The sequence below is a fragment of the Ruegeria sp. G7 genome, from assembly GCF_056535465.1.
Window position 1 is genome coordinate 492,775 of the sequence record NZ_JBQFIL010000002.1, and the last position, 19,652, is coordinate 512,426.

Here is a 19,652-nt window from a genome sequence, read left to right on the forward strand (position 1 = left end):
TTTTTTTGACACTTTTGGTTCATTATATAAACCTGTGAGGCCTGACTTGGATATTGCGAGAATTAGCCACCTTCGATCCCGCGCCATCCCCCCCGCAAGCCATCTGATCGAAGGCAGCTCTTATCAGGCATCCGACGGCGGAACGTTGGATGTGATCTCGCCGATTGACGGATCGACCCTGACAACAATACCCAAAGGCACACAAGACGACGCGCGGCGGGCTATCCGTTCCGCGCGACGCGCTTTTGATGATGGGCGTTGGTCTGGGCTGGCGCCTTCTTCCCGCAAGAAAATACTGCTGAAATGGGTGGACCTCATCGAGGAAAACGCTGAAGAACTGGCGGTTCTGGGTGTAAGGGACAATGGCACTGAGATCGGAATGGCCTTGAAGGCTGAACCGCTCAGCGCCGCTGGAACGATCCGCTATTTTGCCGAAGCGATCGACAAGATTTATGGTGAGATTGCCCCCACTGCCCCGGATGCTCTGGGACTGGTTCATAAACAGCCGGTCGGTGTTGTCGGCGCAATCGTGCCGTGGAACTTTCCCTTGATGATCGGCAGCTGGAAACTGGGACCAGCGCTCGCGGCTGGCTGCACGGTGGTTTTGAAGCCTGCAGAAACGGCCTCATTAACACTGATCCGCCTTGCCGAACTTGCCGTCGAGGCAGGGCTGCCCCCCGGTGTTTTCAATGTCGTGACAGGCGAAGGCGCAGTTGTCGGCGCGGAAATCGCAGAATCTCATGAGGTTGACGTTCTGGTGTTCACCGGATCGGGCGCGACGGGACGGCGGCTGATGGAGGCCTCGGCGCGGTCGAACCTCAAACGCGTTTATCTGGAGCTTGGAGGCAAATCGCCAAACATCGTCTTTGCGGACGCACCTGATCTGGCCGAAGCCGCAAGAGTTTCGGCCGCCGGGATATTCCGCAATTCCGGGCAGGTTTGCGTTGCCGGATCGCGGCTGCTGGTACAGCGCGACATTCACGACACGTTCGTCGAGATGCTGGTCGGAAAAGCCGAGGCCATGCGGGTCGGCGACCCTTTGGACCCGAACACACAAGCCGGTGCCGTGAACTCGGAAACGCAACTGGCGCAAAACCTGGCGTTTGTTGAAGAGGCCCGTTCTGCCGGTCGCACCATCGCCACGGGCGGGACGCGCATACTGCAGGAAACAGGCGGCACCTATATGGCGCCAACGATCATCACCGGCGTGCAGCCCCATGATCGCGTCGTCTGCGAAGAGGTATTTGGCCCGGTTCTGACCGTGCAATCCTTTGAGACCGAGGAAGAAGCCATCGCCCTCGCCAATGCAACACAGTTCGGTCTGGCGGCAGGCCTTTGGACCGCTGATCTATCGCGGGCACATCGAATGATCGCAAAAATTCAGGCCGGCGTGGTGCATGTAAACACTTATGGAGGCGCGGACATCACGGTACCGTTGGGCGGGGTAAAACAATCCGGAAACGGGCACGACAAGTCGCTGCACGCGTTTGACAAATATCTGGACCTGAAAACCGCCTGGATAAAACTCTGAGCCAAGGACACCTGAGTGACACGTCCCACAAAGTCAGCAGAACTTATGGAGCGCCGGGCCAGATTGCTGGGTCCGAACGTTTCAACCTTTTACGATGAACCTGTCCATTTCGTAAAAGGCGAAGGTGTTTGGCTGTGGGATGCGGATGGCCGCAAATATCTGGATTGCTACAACAACGTGCCGCATGTCGGTCACTGCAATCCCCGCGTGGTCGATGCGATCTGTCGTCAGGCATCGACCCTGAACACCCACACGCGGTATCTGCATGAAGGCATTCTTGATTACCTCGAAAAACTGACTGGCACTATGGATGCGCCGCTTGACTCGGCAATCCTGACCTGCACCGGGTCCGAGGCGAATGACATCGCCCTGCGCATGGCCGAAGGCATGACCGGCAAACGCGGCATCATTGCCACCGATGCCACATATCATGGCAATACCGCGCTGGTCAGCCAGCTTGGCAATTCCAATCTGCCAACGGTCGGGTTCGGGATGGATCAATATTTCAGGTTCGTTGATGCACCGGACAGCTATCGAACCCCTGATCCTTACGGTGCGATTTTCGCAGACGCCGTGGCCGAACAGATAGCCGAGCATGAAAGAACCGGCGTGGGCTTTGCTGCCCTTGTCATTTGTCCCTATTTCCTGAACGAGGGCTTTCCGGATCATCCCGACGGGTGGTTGAAGCCCGCTGCCGAGGTTGTTCGAAGGGCCGGCGGGCTTTTGATCTGCGACGAGGTTCAGTCGGGCTTTGGGCGCACCGGCACTCATATGTGGGCACATCAGAAAATGGGTGTGGTCCCGGATGTTGTCACCATGGGGAAGCCCATGGCCAATGGCCATCCGGTGGGCGGGGTGGTTACCCGTAGTGAAATTCTTGCCACGTTTCGCAAAGGCTATCGGTATTTCAACACGTTCGGCGGCAACCCGGTATCATGTGCCGCCGCAATGGCAGTCCTTCAGGAAATCGAGGAACGCGACCTGATTGCCCATGCCAAAACCGTCGGGGACCACGCGAGGTCCCGGCTGATTCTTCTGCAGCAGAAATACGATTTCATCGGCGATGTCAGAGGGTCCGGCCTTATTTTTGGTGCCGAAATGGTCCTGGACCGTGACAGCAAAGCTCCGGCCAGTGCGTTCACGGACCGCGTGATCAATGCCATGCGCCATCGCGGCATTATCCTTTCCAAGCTGGGCAGACATAAGAACACGCTGAAAATCCGGCCACCCATGCCGTTTTCAATCGAAAATGCAGACCTTCTTTTTGATACGCTGGACGATGTTCTGGCTGAAACGCCGCTGATACAATGAAGACGATCGTGAAGCAGGCGTTGGCCCAATGGGGACTGGAAGAGGCCGAGTGGTCACTGTTCGCTGCTCGGGAAAACCACGTCTTTCGCGTGCGGTCGGAAAAAGGGACCTACGCGTTGCGCCTACACCGCAGGGGTCTTCACTCAGCGGCTGAGCTTTGCTCGGAACTCCAATGGATGTCCGCAGTCGCGGCTGGCGGTGTCAGGGTGCCCTCTCCTGTCGCGGCCAAGTCGGGCCAGTTTCTGGTTGAGGTCGATGGGACACACGTTGACCTGTTGCATTGGTTGCCGGGTCAACCGCTGGGCGCGACAGGCACGCCACTGGCACAATGCAACCGCGCCGCAACATTCAGGGCGATTGGCAGGGAGATGGCCCGGCTGCACAAAATCAGCGATGCCTGGACACCGCCAGCAACGTTTACGCGCTGGTCCTGGGATCGTGCCGGGTTGCTGGGGAACGCTCCACTTTGGGGTCGCTTTTGGGAAAATCCTACGATCAGCACGGAAGACCGCGCGCTTCTGATGCGGTTTCGTGAACAAGCCCAGCAAGAGTTGCGGCGGCTTCGTGGCAGCCTGGATTATGGCTTGATCCACGCCGACCTTGTGCGCGAAAACGTACTGTTGGACGGTGAAAGAGTACAGCTGATCGATTTCGACGATTCCGGTTATGGCTTTCGCCTGTTTGACCTGGCGACAACGCTTAACAAAAACCGAAATGAGCCGGATTTCAAACACTTAAAACACGCCCTGCTCGATGGGTATCGTTCTGTACGACCCATCGAGACCGAACAGCTCGACCTGTTCATGGCCTTGCGCGCGACCTCTTATGTTGGATGGATCGCGTCGCGGCTGGACGAGGACGGCGCATCAGAGCGTAACGCCCGGTTTCTACAAACCGCCCGGGAACTTCTGACCCACTATCTTGAATGAAGCGCGTACATGAGAGGAAGAGATGGCCCAAAAAACAGTTCTGCTGATCGGCACATACGACACAAAAGAAGCCGAGATGCGCTTCATCGAAGAAGTAGTCAAAGCACAAGGTGCCCATGTGCTGACCATGGACGTTTCGGTTCTGGGTGATCCTGAAAGCGCGACCGACATCAGCAAACACGACGTCGCGGCAGCCGGCGGCATGACAATTGACGAGGTCATCGCGCAAGGGGACGAGAACAAAGCCTTTCGCGTAATGTCCGCAGGTGCCGCCAACGTCGTGGCGAAGGCATATGCCGAAGGACGTTTTCTTGGGATGCTGGCAATCGGTGGTACGATGGGGACCGATCTCGCGTTGGACTGTGCTCAAGCGTTGCCGATGGGCGTTCCGAAATACATCGTTTCGACCGTCAGCTTCTCGCCCCTTATCCCGCCGCATCGCTTGGCACCCGACATTCAGATGATCCTCTGGGCCGGTGGTCTTTACGGCATGAACTCAATCTGTCAGTCCTCGCTGAGCCAAGCGGCCGGAGCGGTTGTAGGGGCGACCAAAGCCGCTGTCGAGCTGGATCGCAGCAAGCCCCTGATCGGGATGACCAGCCTGGGCTCATCCTGTCTGCGCTACATGAAAACCCTGAAGCCGGCCCTGGAAGAGCGTGGGTTTGAAGTTGCCGTGTTCCATTCGACAGGAATGGGCGGCATGGCTTTTGAGAAACTGGCCGGTGAAGGCGCTTTTGTCTGCGTCATGGATTTTTGCATGCAGGAGTTCGCGAACCTGATGGCCGGCTCGGTGGTTTCCAGTGGTGAAGATCGCGTGACGAACGCGGGGCGCGTCGGGACACCGCAAATGATCGCTCCGGGTGCGCTGGATCTGCTGGATTTTGCAGGTTGGCAGGACATCCCAGATCAATATGCCGATCGCCCATTTCACGAGCATAACCGCTTGATCAAAAGCTCGGTCTTTACCGGCGAAGAACGCCGCGCCTGGGTTCGAGAGCTCGCTATTCGCCTGGAGGCTGCGACAGGTCCCGTTCACTTTTTCTTGCCAGCACAAGGTATCGAAGCCTGGGACAAAGAGGGGGAAGAGGCCCACGACCCGGAAGCACTCGCCGATATGGTAGACGAAATCCGAAAAGTAATCGCAGACCGCGTGCCAACAACCGAATTGGATGCGCACATCAACGACCAAGCCTTTAGTGACGCGGTTTTGGCACAGTTTGATGCGTGGGTTCAGAGTGGAACAGTTTCCAGGTAACAAAAGCGCTGTCGGACGAACACATCTCTAGCAGACAAATGACGCTGTCCTTTAGCCCACGCCAAGTTTGGTTACTCCACAACAGCGGCGTTTTGCGTCAGCTTCTCCACCCATCCTGCTATGGTCAAACGTCTGACGACTGTTCCAGCTCTGACCAATGTCGTGTGGAGCGGCGCTCTCCGGTTCGGGACATGGCTCCGATCTCCACCAGATTCTCTAAATCCCGGGTCGCGATGGCTCTTTACATTCGGGTGATGACAATTGGTTTTCCGTGCTCAAACCACCTTTGAATCCGCTGGTCCCTTCCCGGCACATCCGCTCGATAAACTTGGCTTGCCATTAGCTAGTACGAAACCGAATGCCCCTACCGTTCGCATTTTGAAACAAGGCCCCCTGTTCGAGGTCGTGTCAAACTATCCACGCTCCACGAAGGTCGTGGGCCAAAAGCTTGGAACAGGACCGTTCGACCGTCAATCTAATGAATGAAGACAAAGTCAGTCTTTATGATCATAATATTATTATTATGCGCACTAGAACCGCGACACAGAATTCGGGAACGTTGATACGCCTTTGCCTCCAGACTTCCCCATTGCAACGGGTCATTGACCCATCCGATTACTTCAACCACACAACCTCACGCAGTGAACGCGATCTCAGCCAGTCACCGGGTTCGGTAATACTTCAGGGCCTCAGCCTGCCAAGCGCCCTGCCCTCTCAAACCAAGCGGGGTTGTCTATGCACGGACATCAGCGGACGATGTCGAACGCTTGATGTCCAGACTTTGTGGAAAGAGCTCTACAGCGCCGAGGCGTTGATCAACCCGGCATCCTGCGCAAAACAAGCTGCTTCCGATTTCTTACCCACGGGTAAGATACTCTCATTCCCGCAAGCTATCGATCAACGCCGCCACTGCCGCCTCCAACTTGGCGCGGTCGACATCCGTGAAATCCAGATCATACCGCAATTCAAGGCGTCCATTAGATGCCGAGCATTTTGCGATCCCTGCCCTACCCGTCACCTGAAACGTCGTCTTTGCACGGCGCGGTTTTCCAACTGGTTTCGATGCGGGTTTCTGCTTGGTCCCATTCTCCTCGCCCAAAAATCCACGCAGGATTTCGACTTCGCGCCCGCGGTCTCGCCCGGGCTCGCTGAGCAAGGCGACGCTTACCTGACGCACCAACGACTGATCGGCGTCTAGCTTCCGCTTCAACTCGACACCAACGTTACGTGGAATCCCTTCTGGGTGAATCAAGGCATCGCCCAGCATCGAAAGCAAGCTGGCAAAGGCCCGTATGTAGCTGCGCTTAGTATAGCTCGCCGACTTGAAAAGCGTCGAGACAGCCTTGTCAACATCCGAGCAGTCATTCGCGGGATCTTCGGCATAGGCGCGCGCCAGCGCCCCCATCTCGGCAAACGAAATGTCCTTGCGGATAAGATTCTCATCCACCATGCGACGATAGCTTTCGTCCAGCTGCGCCGGCTCAGATATCCCCGCCGGGATTCGGCGATACTTGTCATCACCCGTTTCATCATACAATGCACGATAGGCCGATAACCGGCGCATACCCTGAACAAGATCAAAGCGCCCATCGGATCGACGCTCGACACGGATCGGGTTTGACAAACCAATGTCACGGATGGATGCCTTCAACTCGTCCAGATCCGAATCTACGCCGGGCTTGCGATCCCGCGTCAGGCGTTCAGTCAACACGTCAGCCGGGTCAATCTCTTGTGCAACCAGACCCTCGGCCCGAAGCCGGACCAATTCATGCGCCAATCGATCATTCTCGGCACGAATGGCGTCCTCGGTTGATTGCTGACCTCTCAACGCATCCGCATTCTCGGAAATGGCCGTGGCCATCGGACCACGACGCTTCTCCTGCGGCTTCTCGGCTGGTTTCTCTGCAGGACCACCCTCCATCGAAGGCAGATCGATATCGAACATTCTGCGCTTGCGGCTCATACCTCATCCTCCAGCTTGTCCCATGCCGAGAGCATCACGCCACGGAATTCCTCATAGGCACTATCGAAAGTCGACCGCGCCCGACGCCATGTTTCGCGGGTCATCTCTCGGTAGTCCATTTCATAGACCGAACTCAGGAAGCGGCCCGACTGCTCGACCGCTCGGGTCATTTCGACCGGATGCTCGGCAAGATGGTTTCCAAAAACCTTCTGGAATGCGTCGTACATCGCGGTATGCAGCGCATTGCCCGGCTCGTAGCGCGTAAGAAGGAAACGCACCTCACAGAATGTCTTGGGCAAACCGATCTTACCCGTGGGTAAGGTCTTGTCGAAACCGTATGCCAGGTCTTCCAGCGCCTCAGCAAGCTGGCCAATGAAAGACGTGGTTGAGTCGTATTCCCAATAGCCAGGACCGGATGGAATATACAGCATGTCGGCTGCAAAGACCGCGTTCATCGATTGGTAGCCGATGGCGGGTGGGCAATCGAACAAAATCAAGTCATAGGCATCATCGGGAATCTGGTCCAGGTACCGAGATACGGCGGCGAAAAAGGACCACTCTGGATTCAAGTGCCGATACTGGGCAGATGCAAATTCAACGAACGCCGCGTTGGCACAGGACGGTATGGCGTCGATCGTGGACCATGAGGTTTGCTTTATGAAGTCTGAGATGCGCAGATCGCCAAGCCCCATGTCGGTAATCGACGGAGGCAGCTCGCGGCGGGGCAGGGCAGTTCCAGACTCAGCTGCCGCGGGCCGATTGTTCATGCGCTCGGTCTCTCGAATCAGGTCCCGCGCCATGATACCCCAGACCGTGTAGTCTTCGGCGACATCAGTCAGACCCATGGAATGGCTCAGGGTCGCCTGCGGGTCGAAATCGACGACCAGCACCCGATAGCCGTCGAGCGCCGCCGCATGCGCAAGGTGTAACGCGACCGTCGACTTTCCGGCACCACCTTTGAAGTTCGCGACCGCTGCGCGGATCGCGCGCTTTCCCGCCGGGCGCGGCGGTGTAAGCGGCTTACGATTGACTTTCAGCCTGCGGCGCAGCTCGTTGACTTCTTCCAAGCTGAACCAACGCTGTCGGCCATCGGGCTCTACTTCTCCACCGGGTAGGGACGGATCAGAGGCAAGCTTGCCGCGAAAGGTGGACTGATTCACCTTAAAGATCAGCTCCGATACCTCCCAGCTTGAGAACCGGCGCAGGGTTTTCTCCATTTCAGGGCTGAACGTCTGCTGGCGAATCCAACCCTGCAACTTGAGCGATCGTGTTCGCAGGGCGTTTAGGTCTTCGTGTGTGTACATGCCTCAATTCTTCTCTTCTGGACGCTAATTTCTTACTTTCCTTCATTTACGCTGTATTTGCATATTTAGCAAAAGAAATTATTCTCACATTGCGGACTTACCCGTGGGTAAGAAAACATAGTGCAAACAGGTGCGAACATGATTCGCTTTGGCCGTCGGCCGTGCTGAGGACTCAATCACCCTTTGCGGCGATATATAGGGGGACACTAGATCCGATACTACGTCATTTGGGGGACACAATACCCATTAAGGGGGACACACAGAATGTCCCCCATCACCTATAATTCACCACTTTCATTCAATTTTTGAACTCGAAATCGGAACCCGTTTTGGACAAAAGCGAACTAGGCCTTGACAGAATCGAAGGTCTGGACGCTAATTGGTGAATAATCTTGAATAGCGTTGGGTAACGGCGCATAAGATATGGGTAACTGTATCTGAGGTCAGTGAAGCGGTGAGAATAGCGATGCAGGTTGCAAAACCGGTCGGGCGTAATGCGCCTGCTATAAAATACGACATTCTGTCCGCCCTTGCTGTCTTTGCTCTTGCGGGGGATAAGTATCGTAATCGAAGTATTTTGCGCATTATGACCTTGATCACCACCAGGTACAATTGGCGCGCCAATGAGCTGTCGATTGGGCGAGAGGAAATTGCGCGTCTTTGGTCTGTTAACGAGCGAACGGTCAAACGTGAAATGGCTAAGTTGCGGACGGCGGGATGGATTACGGTAAAGCGTCCGGCAGCGCGAGGACGTGTGACTGTTTACGAGCTCGATTTGAAGCAGATCATGTTGGACACCGTCGAAGTTTGGCCGGTGATCGGTCCCGATTTCCAAGATCGCATGCAACAGGAGCCCGAGCCAAGTGCGAACGTGGTGCCATTTCAGATCAGACCCGCCGCGCGCCCAGAGCAAACGGATGGTGTCTGGGGGGAGGTCCAGACCATACTGCACGACCGTGATCCTGAATTGTGGGCAAGTTGGTTCAGGCATCTTTTGGAATCGGAACGGGCAGGGGGTCAGGTAACGCTGATTGCCCCGTCACGATTTATGGCAGACTACATTGCGCAGAATTGGACGGCCCGTCTTTTGGCCGCATATGGTCGGATTGATCCATCTGTCCGTCGGTTGAGAATCGACGTTGCAGGATAAAGCACAGGCGCGCGGGCTTGCTCAGAAGCGGCGAGCAGACTATCTAGCGACAATGGTTTACTGAGAGACCGACTCTCGCCCTTCTCTCCTTTGATCACTGTGGACGCTCGAATTGCTAAAGATCAAATCGAAATTTGCCGATCTCACCAGAGATTCGATCCTGTGGAGGCTGTTGGGTGAAAACCTGAGGGCGCAGATGGTGCCATATACCATCGCCATCATCGCGATGGTTTTCGTAGCGGCCACCACGGCAGCGGTTGCCTTTATCATGCGTGACGTCGTGGATTCGCTGTTCGATAGCGGAAACTCGAGCAAGATTCTGGCTGTATCCATAACGGTGTTTGTGATCTTTCTGGTCAAAGGTGTGGCAACCTATGTGCAGGTTGTCGCTCTGACCCGGGCAGGGAACCGCATTATTGCTCAGCAACAGATCAGGCTCTATGACAAGCTGTTGCGGCAAGGGGTCTCGTTCTTCAACCTTACCGAAAGTTCTGACCTTCTGATGAGGGTTACCCAATCCGCACAGGCCGCGCGTATGGTTATTGAAATCATGGTAACCACCGCGGTTCGGGATGCTCTGACCTTGGTCGGGTTGCTGTTTGTGATGTTCTACCAGCAGCCCATTTTATCTTTGTTCACTCTGATTATCGGTCCGCTAGCGATCTGGGGTGTGCGGACGCTTTTGCGTAAGGTGCGCGCGATTGCCGATATGGAACTGCAATCAATGGCCGCGATCATGAAGGTAATCCAGGAGACATCAGCAGGGATTCGCGTGGTGAAGTCATTTGGGCTAGAAGAGCGTATGGCCGGCCAGATGTATTCAGCGGTCAAAAGCGTCGAGAAACGCAGCAACAAACTTGCGCGTTTGCAAGCGGCAACCAGCCCGTTGATGGATATTCTGGCCGGGTTTGCCATCGCATCTGTCATTGGATTAAGTGCAGCGAATCTGTTCGGCTCGGCCCGTTCCACACCGGGCGAGCTAATGTCGTTTGTTACCGCGCTGATGATGGCCTATGAACCAGCCAAACGTTTGTCCAAAGTGCGGGTCAAGATGGAAGTTGGCCTGCGCAGGGTCAAAATGCTCTTCAATCTTCTTGATCAGCCCGAAACTCTTCCAGAGGACGCAGATGCCAAGGCGCTACCGGATGGGCCGCGTCAGGTCGTGTTCGACCACGTGACGTTTGGGTATCGCGACAATGATCCGATTCTGAAAGATCTCTCGCTCACGTTTGAGGCCGGGCAAACAACGGCTCTTGTGGGTCTCTCGGGTGGCGGTAAATCGACGATCCTGAACCTCGCTCTGCGCCTGTACGACCCAACGAGCGGCTCGGTTTCGATCGATGGTCAGGACATCAGATACGCTTCGTTCGAAACGCTCCGGAAGAATATGTCCTTCGTCGGGCAAGAGACCTTCCTGTTCTCCGCTTCTGTTGCCGAAAATATCCGATTCGGCCGGGAAGGGGCTTCGCAGGAAGAGGTGATCGAGGCCGCCAAGGCCGCCAATGCTTATGACTTCATCATGGGCCTCGAAAACGGCTTTGATACCCTGGTGGGCGAAAATGGCTCCTTCTTATCCGGCGGGCAGAAACAGCGCCTTGCCATCGCGCGCGCCTTGCTACGTGACAGTCCGATCCTGCTTTTGGATGAACCCACAAGCGCTCTGGATTCTAGGTCAGAGCATCTTGTGCAGGAAGCCTTGCATCGCCTGACCGAAGGGCGCACTACGATCATCGTTGCACATCGTCTTTCGACCATCATGCACGCCGACAAGATTGTGGTAATCGAGAGCGGCGAGGTCATGGAAGAGGGCAATGCATCGCAGCTTCTTAAGCACGAGGGGCCGTTCAAGACCCTCTATGATCACCAGTATTCGAATGTGGTCAAAGCGGAATGACCGCCACGCCCAGCACCCGGCCTTTGGACGCTTCTGTCATAATACCGACCTATCAAAGCTGGGATCAGTTGCAGCTCTGCCTTGATGGGCTGGCCGCGCAAACACTAGGACCTGAACGATACGAGATTCTGGTCGTAAACAACGACCCCAGCGACCCCGTACCACAAGACTTCCGCCTGCCGTCCAATGCGCGGGTCCTGATCGAGGCGAAACCCGGATCCTATGCGGCACGGAACCGCGGCATTTCAGAAGCAGCGGCAGAGCTGTTTTTCTTTACCGATTCTGATTGTCGGCCTGATCCAAGTTATCTTAAGGCCGGATGCAGCGTGGCTTCGGAACATCCCGAGATTGGGCGGTTTGGCGGCAACGTGGTTCTGATCCCGAACGGTGAGGATTGGACCACGACCGAGCTTTATGACGCATATCTTGGTCTTGAACAGCAAAAATGGGTTGCGCAAGGTAGGGCCGTCACTGCCAATCTGATCGTGCGTCGTTCGGTCATGGATAAGGTCGGTCCGTTTAACGACACGGTGTTGTCGGGTGGCGATATGGAATGGAGCGAACGGGCCAAGGCGGCTGGCATACCCATCTTATTCGCAGAAGACGCTATCGTCCGTCATCCCGCCCGGGCAAGTCTGCGGGAACACATCACCAAGGCCCGCCGCATAGAAGGCGCCCGGCTGCGCCGCAACTCCAAACGCGGCTTCGTGAACTACATTCCGCCGATCCATAAACTGGTGCCGTCCTTCAAAACCCTGCGCAACCTGATGCGTCGCTCAGAACTATCGATGCAGCAGGTCCTTGGCGTATGGGGCGTTCATTATGCTTTGCGTGTCGTGAAAATCACCGAGACCGTCCGTTTGTTATGGTTCCGACGACCGGACCAAAGGAAATAGTGGGAAACTGAGCTTTGTTGGTAGTGTGCATTTAGATGTAATTATGTGTATTAAAGTAAATAGGCGTCTGCAGGGTGGTTGTAGATAGGTATGTGCCGCAATGTACGAGGTTCTGTTGCAGGGTTTCTTGCTGACCGAAGAGTTTTCACCGAACTCGCAGCTCATGCTGCAAGTTCTGCGGATTGACGAAATGGACAGATTCCGGGCGTGGGCCGACCTTCGCGATTCATGTGCGATACTTTGATCCGGTCCAGTGTAACCGCCGCTGAAGCGGAGGCTTTGAAATCTAACATCGGCCAAGGACGTCTCTTGATGATGCGTTGGTCCTGTTCCACGATGTTATTCAGATACTTCCGTCTGATCATCTCGATTGGGATCGGGTAGCCAAAGCCTTCAAGCATCTTGTTCATGGCTTTGATGCCTGCCGTTTTAGCGCCGCTTTTGTCGCGCGGGGTTTTGTTGCACAGATTTGAACCCGTTGAGTTTTATAAGCAACCGCTTGTGAGTCAGGTGGCGAGCTCAGCGAACTGCTGAAATGGGCTATAGGCGCACTTTTGGTGCTTCGGGCCCTTCCCGTAGAAGATCTGATTCAATTCGGCTCTCAATGAGTCCTGGGCCAATCTGTGTTCATTCCATCTAGGAAGGTCCTGGAACGCCTAGTGCGCTCTGCGCAGTATAGATTTCAGGAAGAGCTGCCCGCGCATTTGTTTAGCTGGCTGTCATTGGTATTATTCGTAGCTCTGGAAGCCAGCTTAGCCGATCCACGCGCTAGACGAATATGACCTGCCGTCGTAACAATCTGAGCTGAAACATCTTTAACGGTTGGGCACGACTCCCGAAGTTTCTCGCACTTTCAACGTTGCAGAGTATTCGAGATGCCGAACAGGGAGGTTTGGTGCTCTTAGTCGATCCAACAAGACCTCGGCCAATCGAGTGCCCAGCATTTTGGGATTGATCGCCATCGTGGTGAGGCCAGGGGTTGCGATACCGGCATCCTCAATGTCATCGAAACCCACGACGGAAAAATCCTGTCCCGGCACTAGCCCGGACCGGATCAGGCCAAGGCAGGCTCCAAGCGCGACAACATCGCCATTGCATACGATGCTCGTCACCTCAGGATGTTGCTTGCGGAGCGCTGTTATCGCGTCAAAGCCCGCACGTTTGTTGTCGTCACAGGGCCAAACAATCGGATGAACGCCCTCTAACTGCTTAAGAGCGTCCAAGTATCCTGCGATACGCTCTTCGCGCACGGATGTTTGCTTGGTGCCGCCAAAATAGGCGATGTGCTTATGTCCCAAATCGATCAAATGCTGCGTGGCATGAGTCAGAGCTTCGGTATTCAAAACGCCGACGTAGTCAAGAGACTCCGACACCTTCCGCATAAAGGTGACTGTCGGTATGTTATGAGTATTTATGAGTTCCAACGAGTCTTCTTTTGTGTCGAGTGCCGGAACCCAGATCAACCCGCCGCGACCAAATCGAATACATGCTTCCATAAGACGGTCTTGGCGCTGAAGATCACCTCGCGCATCGAGGATAGAGACCATGAACCCTTCGGACTCAAGAAGGTCCACGGCGCTGCTGACAACTTCCGAGTTAAATGGGTTTGCCAGCTTGTTAAGCATAAAGCCGACTTCGCGATTATCACCAGATCGCATTGTAGCCGCCGCGTGATTTGGGACGTAGCGCAGTCGCTTTGCTGCGTTCAGGACTTTCTGACGCGTCTGTTCCGAAATTCGACCAGTGTCGCGCATGACCTGACTGACGGTGGGGACCGATACACCCGCTTCTTTGGCAACGCTGGATAGGGTGGGTTTTTTCATCATGGTGGCGGTTTTTAGGTATAACGTTCTCATAATTTGCAGGGAGCTTAAAAAATATCAAGTCAATTGTGAGTAACACGGCCCGGCCTCTAACTTGACACATGATATAACGTTGTATCATAGTGCTCCCATTCGCCATAGGTTAATCCAAGTTCGTCGGCGAGGGAGGGAGGTTGCCAGTTTTCGGACAACCTCAGGCAAAACGGAGGAGAACATGTCTATTCATTCGAAACTGGCGGGGGCCGTATCCGGTGTTGCGATGCTTTTTGGCGCCGCTGCCGTACAAGCGGAAACTCTGTTCTGGTCTACGCAGGCGCGACCTGCTGAAGAAGCGCAGGCGATGCGAACCGAGGTCCTCGGCGGCTTTAAAGGCGAAGTTGATTACCAGCCGAACGAAGATGGACCTTGGCTGACACGTCTGCAAGCAGAACTGCAAGCTGGTTCGGGCAGCATTGATTTGCTGGGTTCATTGCATGGCAACTTCTCAGCGATGAACCCCGAAGACCTGATAGATCTCGGCGAACTGGGCGTCACATCGGCGTCAGACACTTTTAACGATCTGGCCAAGCTTGGTACTGACAGCCTTCAATATATGCCTTGGATGCAAGCTAGCTACATCATGGCTGCAAACACTGAAGCGCTGCAGTACCTGCCTGAAGGTACAGATATCAATGCGTTGACCTATGACCAGTTGATTGCCTGGGCGGCCAATGTCGAGGAAGCGACCGGCCAGAAGAAATTCGGCTTTCCTGCAGGGCCCAAGGGGCTGAAGCACCGGTTCTTCCAGGGCTACCTATATCCATCCTACACAGATGGTGTTGTACGTACTTTTGCGTCGCCAGAGGCCGTGACGGCATGGGAGAAATTCAAAGAGCTGTGGAGCCACACAAACCCTGCATCGACCAACTTCTCTTTCATGCAGGAACAGCTGTTGAATGGCGATGCTTGGATCGTTTTTGATCACACCTCGCGTCTGGCGCAGGCATTCAACGAACGCCCTGACGACTTTGTTGCCTTCCCGGCACCCGCTGGTCCGACTGGCCGCGGTTTCATGCCTGTTCTGGCAGGTGTTGCCATCCCACGTACCGCACCGGACGTCGAAAGCGCGAAAGCTCTGGTGACTTATCTAATGCAGCCTGAAACGCAAATTGCGACACTAAAGGCAACAAACTTCTTCCCCGTGGTTGAAGTTGAATTGCCAGACGATCTGCCGCCTTCGGTCAAGGCCGCAGGCGAAGCGGTTGCCACGATGAGCGGTTCTGCAGACGCCAATCCTGGACTGTTGCCTGCAGGTTTGGGCAGCATGGGTGGTGATTTCAACCGTGTCTACGTGGACACTTTCGAGCGCATTGTTTTGGCGGGGCAGCCCATCGAGCAGGTTCTGGAAGATCAAAAGAAACAGCTCGAAAAGATCATGAACGAAACTGGCGCTCCCTGCTGGGCTCCTGATGCGCCTTCAGACGGCCCATGTCCCGTCGAATAAGTCCAAACAAATAGGTGGGCCGCTTTGGCGGCGGCCCTTTTCTCAGCATTTCCCAATTCAAAGGAGCGGTCCGATGGAAGCGCGGCTATTGCCATACTTTCTGATCCTCCCGGTGACCCTGTTTCTCTGTCTGTTTTTCCTCTACCCGTTTGTGCTGGTCGCGCAGGAGGCGTTTGGAACTGAGAACGGTTTCTCACTGGATAACTTTCGAGAGGTTGTGAGTTACTGGAAATTCCCGATCTCAATGAAGAATACATTTCTCCTGGCTGCTGCTGTGGTGCCGATCCAGCTGGCACTTTCTCTTTTGATGGCCACAATGGTCACAAAGATGCAAAAGGGCCGCGATCTGGTTCTGTATATTTGGACTATTCCGCTTGGCATCTCTGACCTTGCTGCCGGTATCATCTGGTTGGCGATCTTTGAGCAATCGGGTTTCCTGAACTCGATGATGGTCGGGCTTGGTGTCACAGACCAACCTGTCAGCTTGCTTAGCTATCAATCCCCGTGGATCGTCTTCCTGGCAATTATGTTGGCTGAGATTTGGCGTGCGACCGCGATTATGCTTGTAATCCTAGTGGCGGGCATCGGTTTGATCCCCAAAGAATATTATGAGGCTGCCGATGTGTTCGGAGCCTCCCGGTGGAAGCAATTCACCCGGATCACCCTGCCAATGCTGCGTCCATCGCTGCAAACAGCATTGATCCTGCGCGTCATTCTGGCTTTTGAAGTCTTTGCTGTGGTCGCCGCGCTCGGTGGAACGCTCTTCCCGGTGCTCATGGGCGAAATCTACGCGTACCAATTTGACCTGCAAAATGGCGGCGGAGCAGCTGCATTGGCGATCATCGTTCTGATTATCTCGATCGTCTTTACGCTGCTCATCATGCGCGCACTACGTGTCCCGAAAGGAGCAACGATATGAGCGCTGTAGCTGATGTTGTAGCCCCTGATGCCCGCAAAGCGGGCAGGGGGATCTACCGGGCCGGAGTGATCCTGCTGTGCGCCTGGGTGATCGTACCGCTCTACCTGTTGTTCGTGAACACAATGTCTTCGCCGGAAACGGTGAACAGCTTCCCGAAGAGCTTCATTCCGGAGTTCAATATGGGATCCGTGAACTTCTTCATGGGGTTCGAAGGGATGCTGATGGCCTTGTGGAACTCGGTGGTGGTTGCTGTACTGACGATGGTGATGTCAATCACCATCGGAGCGCCGGCAGGTTACGCTCTCTCTCGGTTTGAATTCCGTGGGAAAGAGCTGTTCCGGCTGCTGATCTTGCTGACGCGGGCTTTCCCGCTTCCGCTTTTGGCGCTTCCTCTTGCGGTTCTCTTTATCCGCACCGGGCTGGATGATACGGCCTTTGGCTTGTCTCTTGTGCACACGACCCTGGCGATTCCGTTCGCGGTGCTGATCACCTTCTCGCTCTTCTCGGGCATTCCGTTGGAGCTGGAGGAAGCTGCCTGGACGTTAGGCTGCACGCGTCTGACCGCATTTACCAAAGTGATCCTGCCTTTGGTGCTTCCAGGTATTACGGCTTCGGCGATCTTCGCCTTCGTGATTTCGTGGAACGAAGTATTCGCGGCGGCCGTGCTGACCATCGAAAACCGGACGCTTCCCGCGTTCCTATTGCAGACATTGGGCGAAGCTCCGTTGCACCTGAAATTCGCAGGCGGCTTCATCCTCGTGGTGCCTGCGCTGATCTTCATCTTTGCTGTACGCAAATATCTCTTTGCCATGTGGGGCATCGCCAACCGCTGAGCGGTGGCTGAAAGGAAACTGTTATGGCTGAAATACAGATCAAGAACGTCGCGAAGAACTTTGGATCGTACCAAGCTCTTCACGACATCAACCTGACCATTGCAGACCAGGAATTTATGGTCCTTCTTGGAGCCTCGGGCTGCGGTAAGTCCACACTCCTGCGTATCATCGCTGGACTTGAGACGGCTACGACCGGTGAAGTCTGGATCGGAGGGCGTCGTGTGGATCACCTATCGCCCAAGGATCGCGGCATTTCGATGGTGTTCCAGAACTACGCGGTATTCCCACACCTGACGGTGTTCGAGAACATTGGTTTTGGATTGCGGATGCAGAAACTGCCGGATGACGAGGTCAAGCGCCGCGTCGAACGAACCGCGGGGTTGATGCATATCGAGCAATTGCTCAAGCGATATTCAGGAGAATTGTCCGGTGGTCAACGCCAGCGGGTCGCAGTTGCTCGTGCATTGGCAATGGAGCCGGATGTGATCCTGATGGACGAGCCGCTGTCTAACCTTGACGCACTGTTGCGGATGGAGATGCGGGCTGAGCTTAAGGGCGTTTTGGCCGAAAGCAAAACCACCGCCATCTATGTGACCCACGACCAGGTCGAAGCCATGTCCATGGCCGACCGGATCAGCGTCATGTATCAGGGCAAAATTGTTCAAGCTGCCTCACCCATCGAGGTGTATAGGGATCCAGCGGCCGAGTTTGTGGCCAGTTTCATCGGCAACCCGCCGATGAATTTCCTCCCCGCTGAAGCTGCGGGCTCTGGCCGCTGGACAGTAGCAGGACAGATCTTGGACGGACCGGCTAGCGGTAGAGACCTGAAGTGGGCCATTCGCCCGGAAGATTTGCGCGTTACAGATACAGGTTTTGCAGCACGCGCAAAGGTCGTTGAGCCGTTGGGCGCACATCTGCTTGTGACTTGTGATGTCGATGGACACCAGTTTCGCGCTGTCTTGGACAGTGAACTCAACGTGAAACCAGGCGACGTACTTACACTGGCACCCCAAGAAGGTAGGGGACGCTGGTTTGACCCGGAAACCACTTTGGCCGTCGCCTAAAGGAGAAACAGGATGAGCCAAGCGCAAATTGATCAGGCCCGCGGTGTCATGGAACGAAACGACCGGGGCAGCTACACAGTCCCGACCCACGGTCTCTATCCTTTCCAATGGAACTGGGACAGCGCCTTGTCGGCGCTTGGCTTTTCGCATTTCGACATGGACCGGGCCTGGATCGAAGTTGAGACTCTCTTGGCGCATCAGTGGGATGACGGTATGGTTCCCCATATCGTTTTTCACGAACCTGATGACGGGTATTTCCCCGGTCCTGATGTCTGGCAAACCGGCCAAGCCGTGCCCACGACCGGGATCACCCAGCCAGCGGTCGCTGGCTTGGCCTTACGCAAGCTTTACGACCGCTCTGATGACAAAGCTGTCGCGCACGCACGTCTGGGCAGGCTCTTACCCAAAGTCCATGCGTGGCATCAGTGGTTTTATCGCAATCGTGATCCTGAAGGCACTGGGCTGGTGGCGATCCTGCACCCATGGGAATCTGGTCGGGACAATTCTGTAGACTGGGACGAGGGATTGAAGGCTGTGCCGACTGAAGGCGTAACCCCGTTTACACGGCGCGATACGGCACACACCAATCCCGATCACCGCCCGACTGATGATCAGTATCAGAGGTATATCTGGTTGGTTGAGCACTTCCGCGAATTGGGTTGGGACAACGCGAAACTGCATGACGCCTCACCATTTCGACTGGTTGACCCGGGCTTTAACGCCATCCTGATAAGATCCTGCGACGACGTCGCTGAATTGGCCGAAATCCTGGGCCTTCCGTCGATGACCTCCGAAGCCCGAAATATGGCCGTCAAGGGCCGTGCAGCGTTGGAAAACTTATGGAATCCAACGCTTGGACAATACTCGTGTTACAACCGATCCGCGAGTAGATTGCAGGACACGCCAACGGTCGGCGGCTTACTTGCGGCAATTGCGGACGTGCCCCACAGACGCGCTGAAACGCTGGCTCAAAGGATCGAATTGTTGGCCGAGCGATGCGGTTATCTGGTGCCCAGTCACGATCCGGCGGATGACGCCTTTGACAGCAAACGCTATTGGCGTGGGCCAACATGGTTGGTTGTGAACTATATGATCGCGGAGGGTCTGGCCCGGTCGGGGCAGAACGCTTTGGCGCAGCGCATCCTGGCTGACAGTTTGCGCCTCATCGAGAAAAGCGGCTTTGCGGAATACTATGACCCAGTCAGCGGGGAACCATGTGGTGGCGGAGACTTTACCTGGACGGCTGCAATGGTAATCGAAATCCTAAAGGTTCAAAAAGTGCCCGCATGAAATGCTC

At 55.3% G+C, this 19,652-nt stretch carries 15 protein-coding genes and 1 pseudogene; 12 read left to right on the top strand and 4 right to left on the bottom strand.

From position 1 onward, the window contains the following. The first annotated feature begins 46 nt into the window (after window positions 1–46). From ACR3EN_RS19075 to ACR3EN_RS19090, 4 genes are read left to right on the top strand one after another with little or no spacing between them, the layout of a single operon-like run. Complete coding sequence (locus ACR3EN_RS19075; RefSeq protein ID WP_480820183.1) at window positions 47–1,531, top strand: aldehyde dehydrogenase; 1,485 nt, start codon at window positions 47–49, stop codon at window positions 1,529–1,531. A gap of 45 nt (window positions 1,532–1,576) precedes the next feature. Continuing rightward, the gene (locus ACR3EN_RS19080) at window positions 1,577–2,842 is read left to right on the top strand and encodes an aspartate aminotransferase family protein (protein WP_480821330.1); all 1,266 of its coding nucleotides are present in this window, start codon (window positions 1,577–1,579) and stop codon (window positions 2,840–2,842) included. Beyond that, entirely contained in the window at window positions 2,839–3,771 is a 933-nt protein-coding gene (locus ACR3EN_RS19085) for a phosphotransferase enzyme family protein (protein ID WP_480820181.1), read from the top strand. Before ACR3EN_RS19080 ends, ACR3EN_RS19085 begins: the two co-directional genes overlap by 4 nt. A 22-nt stretch (window positions 3,772–3,793) precedes the next feature. Continuing rightward, the gene (locus ACR3EN_RS19090; protein WP_480820179.1) at window positions 3,794–5,026 is read left to right on the top strand and encodes a Tm-1-like ATP-binding domain-containing protein; all 1,233 of its coding nucleotides are present in this window, start codon (window positions 3,794–3,796) and stop codon (window positions 5,024–5,026) included. 877 nt (window positions 5,027–5,903) lie between these two features. Here ACR3EN_RS19090 and ACR3EN_RS19095 read toward each other — a convergent pair. After that, a complete protein-coding gene (locus ACR3EN_RS19095) occupies window positions 5,904–6,989 on the bottom strand; it encodes a ParB/RepB/Spo0J family partition protein (protein WP_480820177.1) in 1,086 nt (361 codons plus the stop codon). Then, the gene (locus ACR3EN_RS19100) at window positions 6,986–8,293 is read right to left on the bottom strand and encodes an AAA family ATPase (RefSeq protein WP_480820175.1); all 1,308 of its coding nucleotides are present in this window, start codon (window positions 8,291–8,293) and stop codon (window positions 6,986–6,988) included. The genes ACR3EN_RS19095 and ACR3EN_RS19100 overlap by 4 nt, the downstream gene beginning before the upstream one ends. 466 nt (window positions 8,294–8,759) lie before the next feature. Here ACR3EN_RS19100 and ACR3EN_RS19105 point away from each other — a divergent pair, with 466 nt between their 5' ends. The 3 genes from ACR3EN_RS19105 to ACR3EN_RS19115 all read left to right on the top strand — a co-directional run bounded on the left by ACR3EN_RS19105 (window position 8,760) and on the right by ACR3EN_RS19115 (window position 12,233). Continuing rightward, on the top strand, window positions 8,760–9,443 hold the full coding sequence (locus ACR3EN_RS19105) for a DnaA N-terminal domain-containing protein (RefSeq protein WP_480820173.1): 684 nt from the start codon (window positions 8,760–8,762) through the stop codon (window positions 9,441–9,443). Between the two features lie 112 nt (window positions 9,444–9,555). Then, complete coding sequence (locus tag ACR3EN_RS19110) at window positions 9,556–11,337, top strand: ABC transporter ATP-binding protein (RefSeq protein ID WP_480820171.1); 1,782 nt, start codon at window positions 9,556–9,558, stop codon at window positions 11,335–11,337. Further along, window positions 11,334–12,233 carry a glycosyltransferase family 2 protein gene (locus tag ACR3EN_RS19115; protein WP_480820169.1) on the top strand — a complete coding sequence of 300 codons (900 nt, stop codon included), beginning with the start codon at window positions 11,334–11,336 and terminating at the stop codon, window positions 12,231–12,233. The genes ACR3EN_RS19110 and ACR3EN_RS19115 overlap by 4 nt, the downstream gene beginning before the upstream one ends. 161 nt (window positions 12,234–12,394) lie before the next feature. On the opposite strand, the pseudogene ACR3EN_RS19120 reads toward ACR3EN_RS19115, so the two are convergent. Next, window positions 12,395–12,685 (bottom strand): annotated as a pseudogene (locus ACR3EN_RS19120) (IS6 family transposase); the annotation flags it as partial. Between the two features lie 363 nt (window positions 12,686–13,048). Next, window positions 13,049–14,056, bottom strand: coding sequence for a LacI family DNA-binding transcriptional regulator (locus ACR3EN_RS19125; RefSeq protein WP_480843374.1), 1,008 nt, complete (start codon window positions 14,054–14,056; stop codon window positions 13,049–13,051). A 259-nt stretch (window positions 14,057–14,315) separates the two neighbouring features. Here ACR3EN_RS19125 and ACR3EN_RS19130 point away from each other — a divergent pair, with 259 nt between their 5' ends. The 5 genes from ACR3EN_RS19130 (at window position 14,316) to ACR3EN_RS19150 (ending at window position 19,645) form a co-directional block, all read left to right on the top strand. Continuing rightward, complete coding sequence (locus ACR3EN_RS19130; RefSeq protein WP_480820165.1) at window positions 14,316–15,539, top strand: ABC transporter substrate-binding protein; 1,224 nt, start codon at window positions 14,316–14,318, stop codon at window positions 15,537–15,539. Window positions 15,540–15,612: 73 nt separating this feature from the next. Then, a complete protein-coding gene (locus tag ACR3EN_RS19135; RefSeq protein ID WP_170556212.1) occupies window positions 15,613–16,458 on the top strand; it encodes a carbohydrate ABC transporter permease in 846 nt (281 codons plus the stop codon). Beyond that, window positions 16,455–17,291: a carbohydrate ABC transporter permease gene (locus ACR3EN_RS19140; protein WP_480820163.1), complete on the top strand. Its 837-nt coding sequence runs from the start codon at window positions 16,455–16,457 to the stop codon at window positions 17,289–17,291. The genes ACR3EN_RS19135 and ACR3EN_RS19140 overlap by 4 nt, the downstream gene beginning before the upstream one ends. Before the next feature lie 23 nt (window positions 17,292–17,314). Continuing rightward, window positions 17,315–18,355 carry an ABC transporter ATP-binding protein gene (locus ACR3EN_RS19145; protein ID WP_480820161.1) on the top strand — a complete coding sequence of 347 codons (1,041 nt, stop codon included), beginning with the start codon at window positions 17,315–17,317 and terminating at the stop codon, window positions 18,353–18,355. 12 nt (window positions 18,356–18,367) lie between these two features. Then, window positions 18,368–19,645, top strand: coding sequence for an amylo-alpha-1,6-glucosidase (locus ACR3EN_RS19150; RefSeq protein WP_480820159.1), 1,278 nt, complete (start codon window positions 18,368–18,370; stop codon window positions 19,643–19,645). Window positions 19,646–19,652: the final 7 nt, after the last annotated feature.